At 57.5% G+C, this 17744-nt stretch carries 15 protein-coding genes; 1 reads left to right on the forward strand and 14 read right to left on the reverse strand.

Translation table 11 applies throughout. From position 1 onward, the window contains the following. Window positions 1–123 precede the first annotated feature (123 nt). Genes P3R82_RS20420 through iolD form a run of 4 tightly spaced genes read right to left on the reverse strand, consistent with a single transcriptional unit; the run spans window position 124 to window position 5047 of the window. Window positions 124–1254, reverse strand: coding sequence for a Gfo/Idh/MocA family oxidoreductase (locus P3R82_RS20420; RefSeq protein ID WP_283195102.1), 1131 nt, complete (start codon window positions 1252–1254; stop codon window positions 124–126). A 46-nt stretch (window positions 1255–1300) separates the two neighbouring features. Continuing rightward, window positions 1301–2359, reverse strand: coding sequence for a sugar phosphate isomerase/epimerase family protein (locus P3R82_RS20425; protein WP_283195103.1), 1059 nt, complete (start codon window positions 2357–2359; stop codon window positions 1301–1303). Between the two features lie 15 nt (window positions 2360–2374). Beyond that, entirely contained in the window at window positions 2375–3184 is an 810-nt protein-coding gene (locus tag P3R82_RS20430) for an SDR family oxidoreductase (RefSeq protein ID WP_283195104.1), read from the reverse strand. A 21-nt stretch (window positions 3185–3205) separates the two neighbouring features. Further along, window positions 3206–5047 carry a 3D-(3,5/4)-trihydroxycyclohexane-1,2-dione acylhydrolase (decyclizing) gene (gene iolD, locus P3R82_RS20435; protein ID WP_283195105.1) on the reverse strand — a complete coding sequence of 614 codons (1842 nt, stop codon included), beginning with the start codon at window positions 5045–5047 and terminating at the stop codon, window positions 3206–3208. Window positions 5048–5416: 369 nt separating this feature from the next. On the opposite strand from iolD, the gene iolG reads away from it, so the two are divergent. Then, the gene (gene iolG, locus P3R82_RS20440; protein ID WP_283195106.1) at window positions 5417–6421 is read left to right on the forward strand and encodes an inositol 2-dehydrogenase; all 1005 of its coding nucleotides are present in this window, start codon (window positions 5417–5419) and stop codon (window positions 6419–6421) included. Between the two features lie 97 nt (window positions 6422–6518). On the opposite strand, the gene P3R82_RS20445 is transcribed toward iolG, so the two are convergent. From P3R82_RS20445 to P3R82_RS20490, 10 genes are all read right to left on the reverse strand, one after another. Then, window positions 6519–7667 carry a hypothetical protein gene (locus P3R82_RS20445; RefSeq protein WP_283195107.1) on the reverse strand — a complete coding sequence of 383 codons (1149 nt, stop codon included), beginning with the start codon at window positions 7665–7667 and terminating at the stop codon, window positions 6519–6521. Next, on the reverse strand, window positions 7607–9274 hold the full coding sequence (locus tag P3R82_RS20450) for an ATP-dependent helicase (RefSeq protein WP_283195108.1): 1668 nt from the start codon (window positions 9272–9274) through the stop codon (window positions 7607–7609). Before P3R82_RS20450 ends, P3R82_RS20445 begins: the two co-directional genes overlap by 61 nt. After that, a complete protein-coding gene (locus P3R82_RS20455) occupies window positions 9271–9696 on the reverse strand; it encodes a hypothetical protein (RefSeq protein ID WP_283195109.1) in 426 nt (141 codons plus the stop codon). The genes P3R82_RS20450 and P3R82_RS20455 overlap by 4 nt, the downstream gene beginning before the upstream one ends. Next, complete coding sequence (locus P3R82_RS20460) at window positions 9647–11224, reverse strand: AAA family ATPase (protein ID WP_283195110.1); 1578 nt, start codon at window positions 11222–11224, stop codon at window positions 9647–9649. The genes P3R82_RS20455 and P3R82_RS20460 overlap by 50 nt, the downstream gene beginning before the upstream one ends. 135 nt (window positions 11225–11359) lie before the next feature. Then, window positions 11360–12271, reverse strand: coding sequence for a MurR/RpiR family transcriptional regulator (locus P3R82_RS20465; RefSeq protein ID WP_283195111.1), 912 nt, complete (start codon window positions 12269–12271; stop codon window positions 11360–11362). A gap of 134 nt (window positions 12272–12405) precedes the next feature. Beyond that, the gene (locus P3R82_RS20470) at window positions 12406–13446 is read right to left on the reverse strand and encodes a substrate-binding domain-containing protein (RefSeq protein WP_283195112.1); all 1041 of its coding nucleotides are present in this window, start codon (window positions 13444–13446) and stop codon (window positions 12406–12408) included. Continuing rightward, window positions 13427–14335 (reverse strand): ABC transporter permease, encoded by a 909-nt coding sequence (locus P3R82_RS20475; protein ID WP_349294076.1) that lies wholly within the window; start codon window positions 14333–14335, stop codon window positions 13427–13429. The genes P3R82_RS20470 and P3R82_RS20475 overlap by 20 nt, the downstream gene beginning before the upstream one ends. 76 nt (window positions 14336–14411) lie before the next feature. Continuing rightward, on the reverse strand, window positions 14412–15932 hold the full coding sequence (locus P3R82_RS20480; RefSeq protein ID WP_283195114.1) for a sugar ABC transporter ATP-binding protein: 1521 nt from the start codon (window positions 15930–15932) through the stop codon (window positions 14412–14414). Between the two features lie 3 nt (window positions 15933–15935). Further along, window positions 15936–16922: a hydroxyacid dehydrogenase gene (locus P3R82_RS20485; protein ID WP_283195115.1), complete on the reverse strand. Its 987-nt coding sequence runs from the start codon at window positions 16920–16922 to the stop codon at window positions 15936–15938. A 1-nt stretch (window position 16923) separates the two neighbouring features. After that, complete coding sequence (locus tag P3R82_RS20490) at window positions 16924–17742, reverse strand: aldolase/citrate lyase family protein (protein WP_283195116.1); 819 nt, start codon at window positions 17740–17742, stop codon at window positions 16924–16926. Between the last annotated feature and the right edge of the window lie 2 nt (window positions 17743–17744).

Consider the following 17744-nt stretch of genomic DNA (forward strand, 5'->3'; position numbering starts at 1 on the left):
ATCCAGCCCGGCGGAAGGTAGTTCCGCTGGTTCCACCGCCCGGCTGCGGTGTAATTTCTTATGGATGCCTTAGCCTCTCACCGAACCCGTCCTCGTCGGGTTCGGTTTGCAGGTCATTTCATGTCAGGCGAACTTCGGCGTGAGCCAGCCGCCGCCCTTTTCATGGCTATCGACAACCGCGTCGACGAACGCCACGCCTTTCAAACCGTCATATGATGTCGGGACATTTGCGCCCGTCGCATTGGGTTCGCGACCGTCGGCTTTCGCCCGGATCGATTCCGCGAAACCCTGGTAGAGATTGGAGAAAGCCTCGATATAGCCTTCCGGGTGTCCTGGCGGTGTGCGCGTGCGCGCCCGTGTCTCCAGGCTCAGGTCGTCACGGCCCCGCTTGATAACCTTCGGAGCGCCGAACAATTCCGTGAAGACGAGTTCGTTCGGTGACTCCTGATGCCAGACGAGGCTGCCTTTCTCGCCGAACACACGAAGGCGGAGACCGTTCGATTGTCCGATCGCGACCTGCGACGACCAAAGCAGGCCCCGCGCGCCGCCCTCGTACCGGATCATGACGTGAGCGTTATCGTCCAATGCTCGGCCTTCCACGAAGGTAGCGAGATCGGCCGCAATCGCTTCGGCTTTCAAGCCCGTCACGAACCCGGCCAGATGATACGCATGCGTGCCGATGTCACCGATCGAACCGCCGCGACCGTTCTTCTTGGGATCGGTGCGCCATGCCGCCTGCTGATTACCCTGCAGTTCGATCCCTGTGGCCATCCATTCGAGCGGATATTCCACCTGGACCACCCTGATCTTGCCGAGGTCGCCGCGCGATACCATCGCCCGCGCCTCGTGGATCATCGGGTACCCGCTGTAGGTATAGGTGACACCGACGAAACGCCCGGTCTCTTTGGCCAGGTCGTGCAATGCAATCGCGTCTTCGATCGTGGTCGTCATCGGCTTTTCGCAGATGACCTCGATCCCGGCTTCGATGAATGCCTTCGCGATCGGAAAGTGTGTGTGGTTTGGCGTGCAGATTGCAACGGCGTCGATACGATCAGGTCGGTTGCGCTCACCCTCCACCATGGACTGGAAGCTATCGTAAGAACGGTCAGCCTCAATGAAGCTGTCCGCTGCAAACGCATGGCCGCGCGCGGCGTCTACATCGAAGGCACCGGCGACCAGCTCGAACTGATTGTCGAGCCGAGCGGCGTAGCGATGGATGCCCCCGATGTACGCACCGAGACCACCGCCGACCATTCCAAGCCGCAACCTACGTTTTGAGAGAGACGAGCTGCTCACCGAATTACCCTTCAATTCCCAGAATTTCATTGTTTACTGTCCGGTCAGCGCCCGACTTGACGAAGTCGTCGAACGCGCGTTCCGAGACACGGATGATGTGGTCGCTGATGAACCGAGCGCCTTCGGCAGCGCCGTCTTCCGAATTCTTGAGGCAGCACTCCCATTCGAGGACCGCCCAGCCATCGAAATCGTAGCCGGAGAGCTTCGAGAAGATCGTGCCGAAATCGACCTGACCATCGCCCGGCGAACGGAAACGGCCAGCTCTGCTGATCCAGGGCTGATATCCGCCGTACGCACCGGTCTTGCCCGTCGGGCGGAATTCGGCGTCCTTGACGTGGAACGTCTTGATCCGCTGGTGGTAGTGATCGATGTACGTGAGGTAATCGATCGACTGAAGCACGAGGTGGCTCGGGTCGTACATGATGTTGCAGCGTGGGTGGTTGTCGACCCGCTCCAGGAACATCTCGAACGTCAAGCCGTCGTGCAAGTCCTCCGTCGGATGGATTTCATAGCAGACATCGACGCCTTCGCGGTCGAACGCATCCAGAATCGGCCGCCAACGGCGAGCGAGCTCGTCGAAGCCGTCGGAAATCAGGCCGTCCGGCCACTGCGGATAGGGATAGAAGTACGGCCACAGGAGCGTGCCACTGAACGTGGTGTGGCGATCGATACCAAACCGCCTCGATGCCTTGGCGGCGCAAAGAAGCTGGTTTACGGCCCATTCTTGGCGAGCCTTCGCGTTACGGTGGACCTTTTTCGGCGCGAATGAATCTGCCGGCAGGTTGAACGACGGGTGTAGCGCGACGAGCTGGCCTTGAAGATGGCTAGCGAGATCGGTGACCTCGAGCCCATGTTCGGCCAACGTGCCCTTGAACTCATCCACGTAATCCTGGCTCTCGGCGGCAAGCTCAAGATCAATGACCCGGGTGTCCCAGGTCGGAATCTGAACGCCCTTGAAGCCCTTGTCGGCGGCCCATCCTGCCAGACCCTTGAGGTTGTTGAACGGAGCCTCGTCTGCTGCAAACTGAGCGAGGAAAACTGCGGGACCCTTGATAGTGCGCATGTCGTTCACCTAAATTTAAAGAGCTGCGGCTGGATGGGGAACGCCGTCGTACGCGCCCCAAATGCCCTGATCGAAGTTCACGATCGCCCCGGTCATCAAGCCTGACTCGGCAGAGGCGAGGAAAGCGATCGCCCTTGCCACTTCGGCGGGTTCGATCAGCCTGCCGTTCGGCTGCTGCGCCGCGGCCTTGGCGAGCCAATCATCCGGCTGGCCGTCAATTTCACGCTGCGTCCGATCTTCCCCCTCCGACGCCATCCAGCCGATGTTGAGGCTGTTCACCCGAATACGGTTCCGGAGAACGGCGTAGGCGGTATTTCTCGTCAACGTGTCCAGTGCGCCCTTCGACGAACTGTACGCCGCGAGGAACGGCTGCCCGCCCATCGATGACATCGTGGAGATATTCACGATCGTGCCTTCGATCTTGTCGCGGCGAAGAAGCTTCACCGCTTCTTGGATCAGGAAGAACGGCGCGCGGATGTTGATAGCGAAGAGCTTGTCGAAGAGCTCCGGGGAGGTGTCGATGATCGTTCCGCGGTCGGTCGCGCCGGCGACGTTGATCAAGGTATCTACGCGGCCAAATGCCCGGTCCGCTTCCGCAATCACATTCCGGCAATCATCCACCACCGAAAGGTCCGCACGGACAAAGAGCGCACGGGAGCCGAGTTTTTCCAGCTTGGCGACCTGTTCCCTGCCCTTGGATTCCGATCGTCCACAAATGATGATGCCTTCCGCACCGCGGCTAGCGAACAGTTCCGCTGTTGCGGCACCCAGACCCTGGGTGCCACCGGTGATGACGGCGATCTTATTCTCGAATTGATTTTCCATCTTCAACCTCGAACTCGCTCGTCACACACCAACACGCTGGCGCTTGCGGCCTTTTTGTTGGTCTTCGGCAGCTGCGTTGACTTCCTTGCGTGCACTGACCTGAGGCACGCCCACGTCCCACCATGCGTCGCCCGGCGTCCAGGTGAATGCGTCCGAAACAATCGTGAGGACGGTGGTGCGGTCTGTCGACTTTGCCCACTCGACTGCAGCACCGAGGTCCGCGAGGCTCTCAACGTGCCGTGTGAGAGCGCCCATGGCTTCTGCGTGCTTTGCAAAATCAACCGCGAACGGTTCCTTCACGCGGCAATCCTTGAGGAGGTTGTTGAAGCCAGGAGTACCCTTGGCATTCTGCAGGCGATTGATGACCGCGTATCCGCCGTTGTCGCAGACGATGAGAATCATCTTGTGGCCGGACAAAACAGTTGAGTACACGTCCGAGTTCATCATCATGTATGTGCCATCGCCGATCATAACGATTGGCGTGCGGCTAGGGTCAGCCATGGCAGCGCCCCAGCCAGCCGCGATTTCGTATCCCATGCAGCTGAAGCCGAATTCGCAGTCGAAAGTGTTCGGCGCTTTGACGCGCCAGTTCTTCATTACTTCGCCGGGCAACCCGCCTGCCGCCGTGATCAGGAGGTCGCGTTCGCCGGCCTTCTCGTTCACGATCCCAACGACCTGAGCATAGGTGGGAATGGCAGCATTGGTCGGCTTCTGATAGCCGTCCAGCGCCGAATTCCACTTCGCGAACTCGGCCCGACCCTTTTCAGTCCACTCGGCGCTTGCCTTGTAGTCACCGACGGCCTCTTCAAGCTCGTTGATGCACTCCAATGCATCCCCGACCACTGCAACAGCCTGGTGCTTATGGGCATCGAAGCGAGCGGCATTGATGGCGACGAATTTGGCGTCCGGCGAAAATGCTGTCCAAGACCCTGTTGTGAAGTCCATGAGACGCGTCCCGACCGCAAGAATCACGTCGGCCTCCGCGGCCATGGCGTTCGCTGAAGTCGAGCCGACAATACCAATCGGACCAACGTGTGCAGGGTGGTCGTGGGTGACAGTCCCCTTGCCGGCAATGGTTTCGCAGAGCGGGATTCCGTGCTTTTCGGCAAATGCAGCGAGTTGATCCTGGGCTCCGGAGTAGCGAGCACCGCCGCCGGAAATGATCAGGGGACGCTTCGCGCGCTTGAGAGTTTTCACAGCCTGCTCAAGGCTACCGCGATCCGGGCGCTGACGCGGCGAACGGTGTACGGTCGGCTCAAAGAAGCTTTCGGGATAGTCCCATGCAATCTCCTGGACGTCCTGCGGCAGACCGATGAACGCAGGGCCGCAGTCCGCAGGATCGAGCATCACGGCGACTGCCTGAGGGAGCGACGAGATGATCTGCTCCGGATGGGTAATGCGGTCCCAATAGCGAGTAACCGCCTTGAAGGCATCGTTCACGGTAACAGTCGGGTTGCCGAAGTGCTCGACCTGCTGCATGACAGGATCGGGGCGGCGGTTCACGAAGGTGTCGCCAGCCAACAGCAGGACGGGAAGTCTGTTCGTATGAGCGACGCCAGCTGCAGTGACCATGTTCAGGGCACCCGGCCCGATCGAAGCCGTTGCGACCATGATCTGACGACGGCGGGTCGCCTTGGCAAATCCGATTGCCGCAAGAGCCATCGATTGCTCGTTCTGGCCGCGCCACGTAGGCAGAACGTCTTGAACGGCCTCAAGTGCCTCCGAAAGGCATGTCACATTGCCGTGTCCAAAAATTGCGAACACGCCCGGGAAAAGCGGCTCGCGCTTTCCGTCGATTTCAGTAAACTGGTTGCAAAGGTAGCGCACCAGGGCTTGAGCCATGGTCAAACGAACGGTATTCATAGATGCCTCCCAGATCGACAAAACGGGTCGATCGCTTTTGTCGGGGAATTTTTATTGCGACATTTCGATAATTGCAAGTGATTTTGCTAGCATTGTCACGAAACATCTTGATGTGATTGTTTTCGCTCATTAAAATACATGCAATAAAAATTGCTCATCCAACACATCAGCAACCTTGGAGGTATTGGTCGCAAGGGCTGGCGTTGTCCATTGACCAAACATCATCGACTCCACCAAGCGTCTACGCTGGATAGACACGCGCGCTCGCCTTTCATCTGGAGAGAATTTTTATTGACAAATTTTTGTTTATGCAATTTTCCTTGCGCTGCGTCGTGATCTGTTTGGGATACGACTACCCTGGAGGAAAAATTGCTCAAGATCGCTCTACTTGGCTGCGGCAGAATCGGAAAAATGCATGCAGCAACAATCGACCGCGCACCGAATGCTACCCTCGCCGTCGTGTTCGATCCGGTTACAGATGCCGCGAACCAAGTCGCAGATCAGTTCGGTTGCGTCGCGGCAGCCACCGCAGACGAAGCTATCGCTCAAGCTGATGCCGTATTAATCGCGACATCGACACCGACCCATGCGGACCTGATCGAGAAGGCCATCGCCGCAGGCAAGGCCGTCTTCTGCGAGAAACCGATCGATCTGTCACTCGAGCGAGTCCTTGCATGCAAGCGTGCAATTTCCGGATCGAAGCTCCCCATTCAAATCGGCTTCAACCGCAGATTCGACCCTGGCCACAGAGCCGCTCGGGATGCTGCTCGTGCTGGCGAGATCGGCGACATCCAACAGGTCATCATCACCTCGCGTGATCCCGGTTTTGCTTCTCGCGATTATATCAAGGCATCAGGCGGCATACTGCGCGACATGACGATCCATGACTTTGATCTGGCCCGCTACATGCTGGCCGAAGAACCTGTTGAAGTTTTCGCGACAGGAAGCGCGATTATCGACCCCACGCTTGCCACCGAGTTTGGCGATGTGGATTCCGTCATGGTCGTTATGAAGACAGCGACCGGAAAGCTGTGCTCGATTACGAATTCCCGCGTCGCCACCTATGGGTATGATCAGCGAGTTGAGCTGCTGGGCTCCAAGGGCATGGTCATTTCCGGCAACCGCCGCCCTCACGAGTTGCAGCGTTTCGGCGGCGAGAGCACTGGGAGCGGAGAACCCTATCTCAACTTCTTCATCGAGCGTTATGCCGAGGCGTTCGCTGCGGGTCTTGAGTCATTCATCAGGGCCGCGATCTCCGGTTCGGCGACGGAAGCAGACTTCGACGATGGCGTTAAGGCCTTGGCTCTTGCCGAGGCGGCGGTTGTTTCGCTGAAGGAGAACCGAACCGTCAGGGTATCGGAAGTCCTCAAGTAGTTCACGAGCAGCCATGTCGTGCGCTTGCGGCTGACGTCTGGTTCGTCAGGCGAGAGATGCCCCCTTAACCGTGATCCCGCCTGGCGATGACGCCAAGCTAGGCGGGCTCGCTTCCATTTCCAAAGTTCATATCGCGATCGGCCCTTGCGGTCAGAAAGGCTTGAAGTCCAGGATATGGAGACGAACCGGCTTTCTCCGCCTGGCTGTACTGCACCACGCTTTCGCGCCAAGACATATCGGAATGAGGTCCGGACATCACCGACAACCTCCCTTCCTTCAACCCAAAGGAATGGAAAAGGTTATTACGGATTTCGTCGCAGACATGGTTCGCCGCTCGCGTCAGCTCCAGCATGAGGTCTTCCACAAGGTCAACATGAAATTCATACCGATCGAAGAGCCTATGGTAACGTTCCTCGTTCCATTCATCGATCTGATAAAATTTCTTTGTAATCAACTCGTCCTCATCGACACGCGAGTTCTCGCAATGCTCGTTGAATTTGCCGATAAAATCGCGAGCGACTACTGCGAAGTTCTGCAGCGCACTCTCAAGCTCGGGATAGCGACGCGGCCAGATACGTTTCACCGTCCAGGAAACTACGATGGTGAGATCATCGCGAACGGATTTCTCAAGCCCTGGCTGCCCGGAACTCAGCACGAAACTCGACCATTCCCTCCAACGGTGCATGTGACAAAGCTTCGCCCATTCGTCCACGTAGCCGGCGTAAATAATATCGTCGCGGACCTTCTGAGCGTCGTAACTGGGGTTAGACCCAACCCAGCCCTCGTGGCCCGCCTTTAAACTTTCCAGACGTTCAACCGTCCAATGGCCCGGCTGCTCATCAACTTGCCTGTGATGGTTTCGGCATAGCAGCAACAGGTTGCCATACAGGTCCCTTTCTTCTGGCGTCAACGAAGAAACGCCGCGTGGACCGTCTACACTCTCGGCGACCATATGCGCCATTTCCCCGATCAATGCGGGGTCGTCGGTCTCGGTCTCGTCGACGACAAGGAGTTTGCGGCAGTCTGGCATCGAGCATCGTGCTGCCGACTTACCCCAGAGCATCTTGGCAGTCTTTGTAGAAATTGGCATCTCTGGCACCCTATGGATTGATATATGCAGGACATCAACTGAAAGCGATGAACGATTAGCTGTCGCTTCGTTGCCGTGCGCGGTGTTGAGCAGGTTTATAAATACGGCAGAGCGTATCCTAGAAACTCCTCGTGCGGACGGCGCGACGTTATCCACCGTCGATGTCCAGGAAAGCCAGTTGGCCGCTCTCGCCTTGCTACGACAGTAAGTATCAAATCTTGCTTTGCTCGCGATATCGCAACGAAAAAGGCGGATCGCTCGTCTGCAATATTGCCCCAGAACGTTTCCTGCTCGACTCCCATTACCGCTACGGTATTAAATTCCAAGCCCTTGCTCTTATGGACGGACATAACTCGTACGGCCCGATCTGCCGCGAATGCGGAGAGGGCCAACTTGACGTCTTCTTCGTGCGAAAGCACGTCGTGCAGTCGATTTATCGCGGCGTCGACGAGTTCGTTCAACCTGCTGCCGTGGGCGTAGTCTGGCGACATGGCTACGATCGCGTCGCGGCCAACCACCTGAAAGAGACGTTCCACAATGCCTTTCAGACCCGCCCGACTTCCTTTTGCAATGCCGCCCCGAGCGATGACGTCTCGCGTCTCGGTAACGAACCTAGTCCATTTGGAACGAGCACGGTATTCCTGCTCATCGTCCATAGCCTGGCCATACACGATCGCGTCTATCAGCCGTCGATGGGCATCGCCACTGTCGGCTGTTCCAGCGACGAGTAGCAGGTCAGTGATGACCTTAACGACCGGCTCAGCGGTGAATTCCTGCGTACTATCCTCCTCACGAAACGGTATTTCGTGCGCATGAAAAGACGCCCGGAGACACTGGCAGACATACTGCTGATCACGGCTGACGAGGATGGCAATTTCCGAAGGTTCGAGACCCCCGTTGATCCGGCTACGGACCGCCGCAGCAAGTTTTTCGGCCTCTTCAGTTGCGTCAGCAGCTGTGAGTAGTGTTATTGAGCCCTCCTCACCTGGCAAGCTAGCTTCATCGACTGCCCCCGACGGGTCCATTTTCCGCACCATCGCGTTCTGCATTCTTTTGAGTCGGGGTTTTGCACGGAAATTCTGATAGAGGTTTAACGGCCTCGCTTGGAAATCCCTCGCAAAGTCTTGAAATATCCCTTCAAGCGCTCCTGCCCATCCCATTATCTTCTGCTTGGTGTCGCCGACGGCAGTCAGTTGCGCACCCGATCCAATAAAGCAGCTTTTCAAGAACTCATACTGTTCACCGGTACAATCCTGGAACTCGTCCAGAAAAACGTGGCTGTATGTGTGTTTCAAGGCATTCTTGGCGATAGTGTTGGACTTCAGGATTGTGGTGGCCAACGGGACCATGTCGTTGAAGGTGATCGATTGCGCTTGCACCCTCCGTTCACCGACGCTGTAATCGGGGTCAAGTTGATCTTGGCCTACCAATGCCGTACGAAATCGATCGATGATCCGCTTCGCAAAAGCGTGGAACGTGTAGCTGTCAAACCGGCTTGCAAGCTCGTGACCACACCTGAGCCTGACCCTGTTCTTTAAGTTCTGGCTTGCATCAGCTTTGAACGAGATCGCGAGGATACGGCTCGGATAACGGCAAGTCCCGGTGCGGAGTAGAAAGTCGGCACGTTGCGCCAAAGCTTCCGTTTTTCCGGCCCCAGGACCTGCGGTGAGCGCTAGGTTTCCGGAAACCGTCCGAGCTGCGAGGAGCGCGTTAGGTTCAAGCGTTAGACCGGCTGCAGGTTTCCACCGCTCCCTAGAGATCATTCGGGAACTGCCTTCAGGGCATCTAGGGCGTGCTTTACAAGACGATCCAACGAGGCGGGCGCTAAGTTTTCGATCATAAAATCGTCAAGTTGTGACATCGCTCGAATATGCCAGACGGGCTTGCTACCGTTCTTGAAGCGACGATTGTAGGCATCGAAATATAACAACTGACCGTCGCTGTACTGATCTGTTGCCGTGTCGTGTGACTTCCCTAAAACTGATTTGAACGCTGCCTCATCGGGAACGACCAATTCGGCATTGTCGATGTCGTATGCGGAAGGAAAAGCGAGCATCATGGCAAAGTCGAGGTCGAGCGGCGTGGAGAAAAAGATGCCTTTCCCTTCGAGCCAGCTGATGACCTTAGGACCGACGCTATCGGCAGCGAATAGTCGCGAGGGGGGAGTTCCATGCTGGATATCCATCGGTAATGGCCGCTGTGACACCTGTTTTCTCCACATCGGAATAGGCCAGCAATTGCTTACAAACATATCGAATTCGGCCCCATCCGCCTTCATGGCGAGAAAGATCGAGGTCGAGCAGCGTAGCGAAGGGAATCTCCAAGCCGTAGAGCAGTCTCCAGAAATGGTTCACATGCCTGCCACCCAAAGGGACAACCGAGATCGAGGCGTCGTCAATTTTTGTGCCAGCCGCGCTTATAAGGCGGGGCAGGACTACCTCTTCACTGTCCCCTTCGCCTAGTACGACATAGCGGGCGAAGTAAAGCTCGGGGTACGCCTGGACCGCTTCCTGCACAAACTTGTGCGCATCAGCCTCTTTTTCCGCATCCGGAAGAACGATCGTCCTCGAGCGTGTCGTCCGGTCAGCAGCCAAGCGCAAATAACGAACGCTTTTCGGATCGACACGACGCATTATCGACGCCGAGTGAGTTGCCAGCACTGCCTGTGCGTCCTGACCTGCAGAGAACTCTTTGAGACTCGCTACGACCCGACCGAGGTAGTGTGGCGATAAACTGTTTTCGGGCTCTTCGACGGCGATCATGTTGAATACTGCCGGACGAAGTTTATCGATGTCGAACTCACTCCCCAACTCTCCAGCGAGGACGCGCTGGCTAAGCTGATGAACCCCCATCACGATCGACAAATAAAGGATCGACTGCTGCCCATCGCTAAGGCGTGAGAAATCGACCCGTTCTTCATCATGCCCAGGCGCAAACACCAGGCTCATGTGGCGCAGGAGAGCTTCGATTTCGTTTCGCCCGAAAAAGACCGACGGATTAGTAAAATGACTACCCTTGTGCAGCGCTGTCCATGACCTAGAAAGGGCGCTGGTCACGCTGGTCATCGCGGCATTGCCGGCAAGTGCAGCGCTGATTTGCTCCGTGAGCCCGTCGACAGCGGTTCGTTCAGCCGCCCAATTTGCCGCCCTGAGTACTCTACCGAGCAGTGCAGTCGTTGAGTAAGAAATATGGTCGGCCGGATCACGTCTGGCCGGCAAATAATGGACTTGAATGCTGTTGCGGTCCTGCTTCGCAACCCGACTTTCGACGGTCGGCTGACCACTCGCATCAGTTTTCTGGACGTTCGTAAAACTCTCCTCGATTTCACCGTCTTGGTCGAGGACCGCCCTCAGGCGGAACCGAACCTGGACCGGGCCGTCCGGAGCGATAAGTTGCATGTGGGCGAAGGCACCGGGAATACAGGGCTTCGGCGATCCGTCATCAACAACGAGTTCTGGAAATTCAAAATCAGCTTCCAGCCAGAGCTGCCGCTCCGAGGGAGGCTCTCTCTCATTGCAAGGGACATGGAAGTCCGATTTGCGGATCTTTCGTTGGCTCGGGTCCAAACTAAACATTCTCGCCAATGCTTGTAGCACCGCGGTTTTGCCCGAGCCATTCGGACCAAGCAAAAACGTCATGTTGTCGAGATCAATGGTCGTCGGAGTTACGCCGAAAGACCGGAAATTACTGAGCCGTAAACGAACAAGTTTCATGATTCCCCCATGACGGATGGATAGCAGACCACCATGCAGCAGGGAAGATTACACTACTGACTTGAGCAACTTTAAGCTGCTTTTGGCACAGTCTCAGCGTAGCCGGAATGCATTGGAATCATCGGATGTATCGCCTTACGGCTTTCGGCGGAGGTTTCCCGTAACGGTAGGAATACGCGGCGCGTCCTTATCGTTGGTCTGGAGCATGGCGGCCAAGGACACCGCGATACACTGCGTCAGACACATCGGCGCTGCTAGGCTGCGGGAAAAGGAGTATTCGTCCTCCGGCACAGTGAAAAGCACCGCAGCGCCCTTCGCCAGCGGAGACAGCTGGCTGTCCGTAATTGCCACCATCGGCGTTCCATTCTGCGCTGCCACATCTGCAATCGCGATTACTTCCTTGGCGTAATGCCTGAACGAGATCGCGACAAGCACATCCCTCGGACCCATCACCTGAGCCATCTCCGGCGCGAGACCGCCGGCAGGATCGAGCAGGACCACCCTTCTCCTCAACATCGACAGAACATAACGAAGAAAGCGCGCGATAGGCTCGGATCGCAGTTGCCCAACGATGAAAATCGTGTCGGCGTCGTTCAACACCGTAGCCGCCTGGGATAGGTTCTCCTCGCTTACCGTGTTTAGGAGCCCTTGAAGCGTAGCGATGTCTCGAACGACCAGATCGTGCAGGAAGCCAAGATTCCCGTTCTTCTTGGTCTTCTCGAGATCGGCGTCCAGCGCGCTGATGCGCTCTCGGTAGCCCGGAGCAGCCGTGGACAGGCGGGTCTGAAAAACTGCCTGCAGCTGTTTAAACCCTGAAAACCCGAAATGCTGGGCAAACCTCACCAGGATCGATGGATGCGCGCCGCATTGCTCGGCAATGACATTGATCGACTGCATCGCCACGACATTTGGATTTTGTGTGATGAACCGCGCGACTTGCTGGAAGCGGTCGCTCAGGTTGTCGTATTGCTTCGTGACCTCGTTGACGAAGCCCTCGTAGTGAGCAAGCTGGACTGGCGGTTCGGTCGTTTCTTTTGTCCGTGGCATGCTGGCGGCTCCCATACCGATTACAAGTTCCCGTCGATGCGACAGGTGAGTTGCCGCTCACAGGTATTGCAAGAAACCAAAATTCGCAATGAATTATGTGGAGGCGCAAACCGCGCCCCCACGATAGCCAACGCTCAGTACGGTGCGTCAGGGAAGTAGTACTGTGCGGCGTTGTCCTTGGTGATGAGCGGGCTACCGAGGACGTAGTGCCCGTTGATCGGAGCCTGGGTTGCGAACTTCATCGTTGTCAGTTCGATTGCCGGGATGATCAGGGTTGGCGGATAGAAGATGTCGGCATCAACCATGTCATTGCCGTCTTGGACGAGCTTGATGACCTTGTTCATGCCCGAGCCGCCCAATACTTTCACGCCCTTGCGATCGGTCTGTTTGATTGCTTCCATCGCTCCGAGCGCGGCGTCGTCATCGCCGGCCCAAACTCCGTCAATCTTGGGGAAGCGCTGAAGGTAGTCCTGCATGACCTCGAAACCCTTGTCCGGGTTCCAGTTCGCGTACTGCATATCGAGAATTTCGATCTTCGAGCCCTTGAGCGCGTTCTGGAACGCCTCGATTCGGATGTTGTCGATCGCCGTAGGAATGCCGCGCATTACGACGACTTTGCCGCCGTCCGGGAATTTCTGCTTGAAGTATTCTGCGGCGGCAACGCCGTACTGCGGATTGTCACCGCCGACGTAGAGGTCCTCGATGTTCTTTTCGGCAAGGCCGCGATCGACAACGGTGACGAACACGCCCTTTGCCTTTGCCGCCTTGACCGGCTCGGTGAGCGGATCGGATTCCTGAGGCAGAACGACGAGGGCATTTATCTTACGGCTCATCAGGTCTTCGATATCGTTGACCTGCTGCGTAGCGCTCGACGACGTTACGACGACAAAGTCGATGTTCGGAAACGCCTTCTTCATGGCTTCGACGGTGCGCTTCGTGTGGTAGACGAGGCCGCCCGTCCAACCGTGGTCAGCTGCGGGGATCGAAATCCCGATCGTCGCGTCGGCGGCGTAAGAGGTGCCCGACAGTCCGGCGAGAGCCAATCCTCCAGCCATGACGACATTCCTGAGTTTACTGAGCATGCGTTCCCCTCCCATTGGGCTTGAGTTTTGAAACGGCGGTTGCCGGTTCGGTTCTGATTGAAAATTGGAGAAACTAGCCTTGAGATCGATCACGTTGCAGAAGCACTGCGATGACGATGATCGCACCTTGGACCGCTCCGTTAAGATACGGTGAGATGAAGCCGGTGAGGTTCAGAATGTTGGAGATGAAGCCGAGAATGAGAACACCGACGACGGTGCCCCAGACACGTCCGAAGCCTCCACCAAGTGCCGTTCCCCCGATGATGACGGAAGCGATCGCCTCGAGTTCCCACATCATACCCGTAGAGGGCGTGGCAGCGCCGAGACGCGGAACGTAGATGACGGTTGCGATACCGACACAAAGGCCCTGAATGACGTAGGTGAGAATGCGAACCCGATCCACTGGGATTGCCGAGTACAGTGCCACGTAGCGGTTCGAGCCGATGGCAGCGACATGACGTCCGAAGCGCGTGCGCCGCAAGACCACTTCTGCAATCACCGCGATCGCGATGAAGACGAAGATCGGCACTGCGATCCCTCCGATGGTCCCGTAATAGATCGGTCGAGCCGCATCGCGGAGAGAGAAGTCCAACGAGATGGAGCCTCCGTCGGAGAGCCAAGTCAGGACCGAGCGAAAAACACCCATGGTTCCCAGGGTCACGATGAACGCTTCCACACGACCCTTAACGATCATCGCGCCGTTGAAGAAACCCGCAACAGCGCCGAGCAAGAGCGAAAATACGATGCCGGCGGCAACAAGGAGCCATCCTGTACCGAAAGACCCTGTGGCTTGGTTCATGACCATGATTGCCACGCCGGCCACCAGCGCGCTCAGCGAGCCGACCGATAGGTCCAGCCCACCGGCGGTGATGACGAAGGTCGCACCGATAGCGATGATCCCAATGATTGCGCTTCGCGTGAATACGTTCGAGAGATTTTCGGCACCGAGGAAGCTGCTGCTCATCAGTGAACCGATGATCATCAGGAAGATTAGCGCAAGGAGCGGGCCTGCGGCCTCGAATGCCTTGAGCGCTTTCTGACGGCCCGAGCCGCCGGCACTACCGACGTGCGTTGCCGATATATCGGACATTTTCCAACTCCTCCTGAACGCCCATTGCGAGCCTTATGATCTCGCCCTCGTTGATGCTGTCGCCCGATAATTCCCCGACGGCCTTGCCTTTGCGCATCACGACAACACGATGCGCGAGACCGACGACCTCTTGCATCTCGGAGGACACGACGACGATAGCCTTCCCCTGAGATGCGAGATCGGCGATGATCTTGTAGATTTGCTGTTTCGCTCCGATATCGACGCCCCGCGTCGGCTCGTCGAAAACGACAAGGTTCGGATCGCTGGCCAAGGTCTTGGCGATAAGGACCTTTTGCTGATTCCCCCCGCTGAGCGAGCCGGCCGTTGTGTCGATGTTCCCGGTGCGAATGTCGTATGCCGAGACGGCTTCGAGCAATTTTCTGCGCTCCGCCTTTTTGTCGATCCACGTTTGCCCTGAAAGCGCTCCAGAGGTCAGTGCGAGGTTGACGACGAGCGACTTGCCCAGCAGCAGCCCCTTTGCTTTCCGATCCTCCGTGAGATAGGCCAAACCCAGCTGCCATGCCTCGCGCGCGGCCGGCAACTTTCGGACAACCCCGTTTAAACGGAACTCAGCACAAGTTGCTGAACGCAGACCGCAGATCGCCTCGAAGAGCTCGGTGCGCCCCGAGCCGACCAAGCCGGCAATGCCAAGAATTTCGCCCCGCCCTACCGAGAGCGTCGCGTCGGAGACAAAACCATGGCTGACGAGATTGCTGACGCCGAGCACTTCGACCGGATGAATCGGCGTGCATTTGGCCGGGAAGATTTCGGCAAGCGGACGACCAACCATAGCCTCCGCCATCTGCGATTCACTTAATTGAGACGCCCGCTCTAGGCGAACAATCTGCCCGTCGCGCAGGACCGCGACCCGATCCGCGATTTCCTTAACCTCGTCGAGGCGGTGAGATGTGAAGATGACTGACCCACCGGTGGCCCTGAATTCGCGGACGCGTTCGAACAAGCGCGCGGCCTCGGTGCCGGATAACACCGCGGTCGGCTCATCCATCAACACTAGCCTCGGGTTGCGAGCGAAAGCCTTGGCAAGCTCGATCAACTGCCAGTCGGAAACCGGCAAGTCCTTGAGCTTCGCTCGCGGATTTGCCGATGACCCGAGCCGCGCGAGGCTTTCTTTGGCAAGGCGCTGCATGGCTTTTGTATCGGTGAAAGGCCCCTTGCGCACCTCTCGGCCAAGGAAAACGTTCTCGGCCACGGTAAGATGTGGGGCGAGGCAGAACTCCTGATGGACCATGATGATGCCTGCGGCCTCCGCTCGAACAAGCGAGACAGGAGCCGAAACACCGTCGAAGGTGGCTGTCCCCGCCGTTTGTTGCGCAAGGCCGGCGATGATGCGCATAAGCGTCGACTTACCCGCGCCGTTTTCTCCAACTAGCGCAAGGACCTCGCCAGGCTCGACATCGAGGTCGATGCCTTTGAGAACAGCAACCTGGCCATAGGATTTCGTCACTTCCTTGAGCGAAAGGAGCGCCATTGCTTATGCTCCGATCGCTGCTCCGGTGGGCGCATGTATCTGGTCGTGGTTTACCACCAACGCCGGGTCGAGCTTCCCATCGAAGAAATTCAGGATGTTGGTCGCTGCGGAAATCGCCATTCGGCGGGCACACGCCTCTGTCAGCCCCGCGTTGTGCGGTGAGACGATCGCCCTTTCGCATCTGAGAAGAGCGCTATCTGCGGCCGGAGGCTCGTCGGCGAAGACGTCGAGCCCCGCTGCGGCGAGACGCCCGCTATTGAGCGCCTCGACCAAGGCCGCCTCGTCAATCAGCCCCCCGCGCGCCGTATTGATCACGATCGAGGTAGGTTTCATAACAGCCAGTTCAGAAGCACGGATGAGAGGTTGGTCTCCGACCTTGGGCACGTGAAGGGACACGACGTCAGCAACACGTAGTCCTTCAGTCAAATCGGAGACCGGCTTCGCTCCGCGGGCCAAGATAGACTCATCCGCCTGGAACCTGTCATACGCCAAAACGTCCATTCCGAGCGCTGACGCGATTTCCGATAGTCGCCGCCCAATCCTGCCGAAGCCGACGACCAAAAGTGTCTTTCCGTCCAGCTCGTCACAATCGAGACTGTTTCGGTAATTCCAGTCCCCAGCTCGCATGCGCTGATCGAACAAAACAGTCCTGCGTGCTGCAGCCAGCATAAGCATCGCCGCATGTTCTGCGACGGCCCTGGAGTTCACATCGCCGACGACGGTCAATGGAATATTCCGCTTGTTGAGCGCGCCAACATCGACCGCGTCGTAGCCCACGCCGTGACGCGATACGATCTGCAGCCGGGGGGCGGCAGCAATATAGTCTCCCGGAAGCGGTTGCGTCCTGATGAGAATGGCGTCCGCGGTCTCCAGATATGGCTGATAGCTCACCGCCGACACTTCTTCGACGTAGTCGAGCTGAACATCCGGCCGGTTCAAAACAGCAAGCCCGTCCGGATGGAGCTTGCCTGCGACAAGAATGCGCACCATGTCAGTAGCCTCCCTTGGCGGCTGCCTCGGATTTCGCGGCATCGCCCCCGGTGAGCTCCCGGAATTTCTTGACGCTTGCCTCAGCTGCACCAGCCAGTAGACGGACGTCGTTGGACACGGTCACGAGATCGAAGCCCCAGCCCACCGCCTCGGCAGCGTAATCTGCAGTGCCGTTGTGAAGAGCAGCTCGTTTCCCTGCCTTGTGGGCGCGGTCAAGAATGTGTTTGATCGCATCGATCATTTCCGGCTCCCTTCTATCGAAGCCGGGAGCATACTTGCGTCCCTGTAAGCCAAGCGTGAGATCGGCAGGCCCGATATAGACGCCGTCCAAGCCCGGCGTCGCCAAAATATCTTCGAGATTGTCAAACGCCTGAGCCGTCTCGATCATAGCGAGGCAGACCATTTCGTCGTCCGCCTCCTTGGCATAGCCCGCCCCGGCGGAGAACAATGCGCGGCTTGGACCAAAACTACGAACACCATGCGGCGGATATCGAACATAGGATACCAGCTGCTCGGCTTCAGCCCGGGTGTTGATCATCGGGCAGACGACCCCATAAGCGCCTGCGTCCAATGCCTTCATGATGTCGGCAGGATCGAGCCACGGGACGCGGACCATGGGAGTGACGCCACTCGCGCGCATCGCTTGCAACATCGGGACAGCACCGTCGTATCCGACAATCCCGTGCTGCATGTCGATAGTTACGGAGTCATAGCCTTGTGCAGCCATGATTTCGGCGCTGAATGAATTGGCGATCGATAGCCAACCATTGAGCACAGGTTTCCCATCCGCCCAGAGGCGTTTAATTCCGTTCTTGATCATGT

It is taken from the genome of Rhizobium sp. AN80A, from assembly GCF_030053015.1.
GTDB lineage: Bacteria > Pseudomonadota > Alphaproteobacteria > Rhizobiales > Rhizobiaceae > Rhizobium > Rhizobium metallidurans.

Coding starts and splice junctions, on each gene's coding strand:
- P3R82_RS20420 (WP_283195102.1), bottom strand. CDS start 1,254: ATGGTCGGCGGTGGTCTCGGTGCGTACATCGGGGGCATCCATCGCTAC.
- P3R82_RS20425 (WP_283195103.1), bottom strand. CDS start 2,359: ATGCGCACTATCAAGGGTCCCGCAGTTTTCCTCGCTCAGTTTGCAGCA.
- P3R82_RS20430 (WP_283195104.1), bottom strand. CDS start 3,184: ATGGAAAATCAATTCGAGAATAAGATCGCCGTCATCACCGGTGGCACC.
- iolD (WP_283195105.1), bottom strand. CDS start 5,047: ATGAATACCGTTCGTTTGACCATGGCTCAAGCCCTGGTGCGCTACCTT.
- P3R82_RS20450 (WP_283195108.1), bottom strand. CDS start 9,274: ATGATCTCTAGGGAGCGGTGGAAACCTGCAGCCGGTCTAACGCTTGAA.
- P3R82_RS20455 (WP_283195109.1), bottom strand. CDS start 9,696: ATGGATATCCAGCATGGAACTCCCCCCTCGCGACTATTCGCTGCCGAT.
- P3R82_RS20460 (WP_283195110.1), bottom strand. CDS start 11,224: ATGAAACTTGTTCGTTTACGGCTCAGTAATTTCCGGTCTTTCGGCGTA.
- P3R82_RS20465 (WP_283195111.1), bottom strand. CDS start 12,271: ATGCCACGGACAAAAGAAACGACCGAACCGCCAGTCCAGCTTGCTCAC.
- P3R82_RS20475 (WP_349294076.1), bottom strand. CDS start 14,335: ATGATCATCGGTTCACTGATGAGCAGCAGCTTCCTCGGTGCCGAAAAT.
- P3R82_RS20480 (WP_283195114.1), bottom strand. CDS start 15,932: ATGGCGCTCCTTTCGCTCAAGGAAGTGACGAAATCCTATGGCCAGGTT.
- P3R82_RS20485 (WP_283195115.1), bottom strand. CDS start 16,922: ATGGTGCGCATTCTTGTCGCAGGCAAGCTCCATCCGGACGGGCTTGCT.
- P3R82_RS20490 (WP_283195116.1), bottom strand. CDS start 17,742: ATGATCAAGAACGGAATTAAACGCCTCTGGGCGGATGGGAAACCTGTG.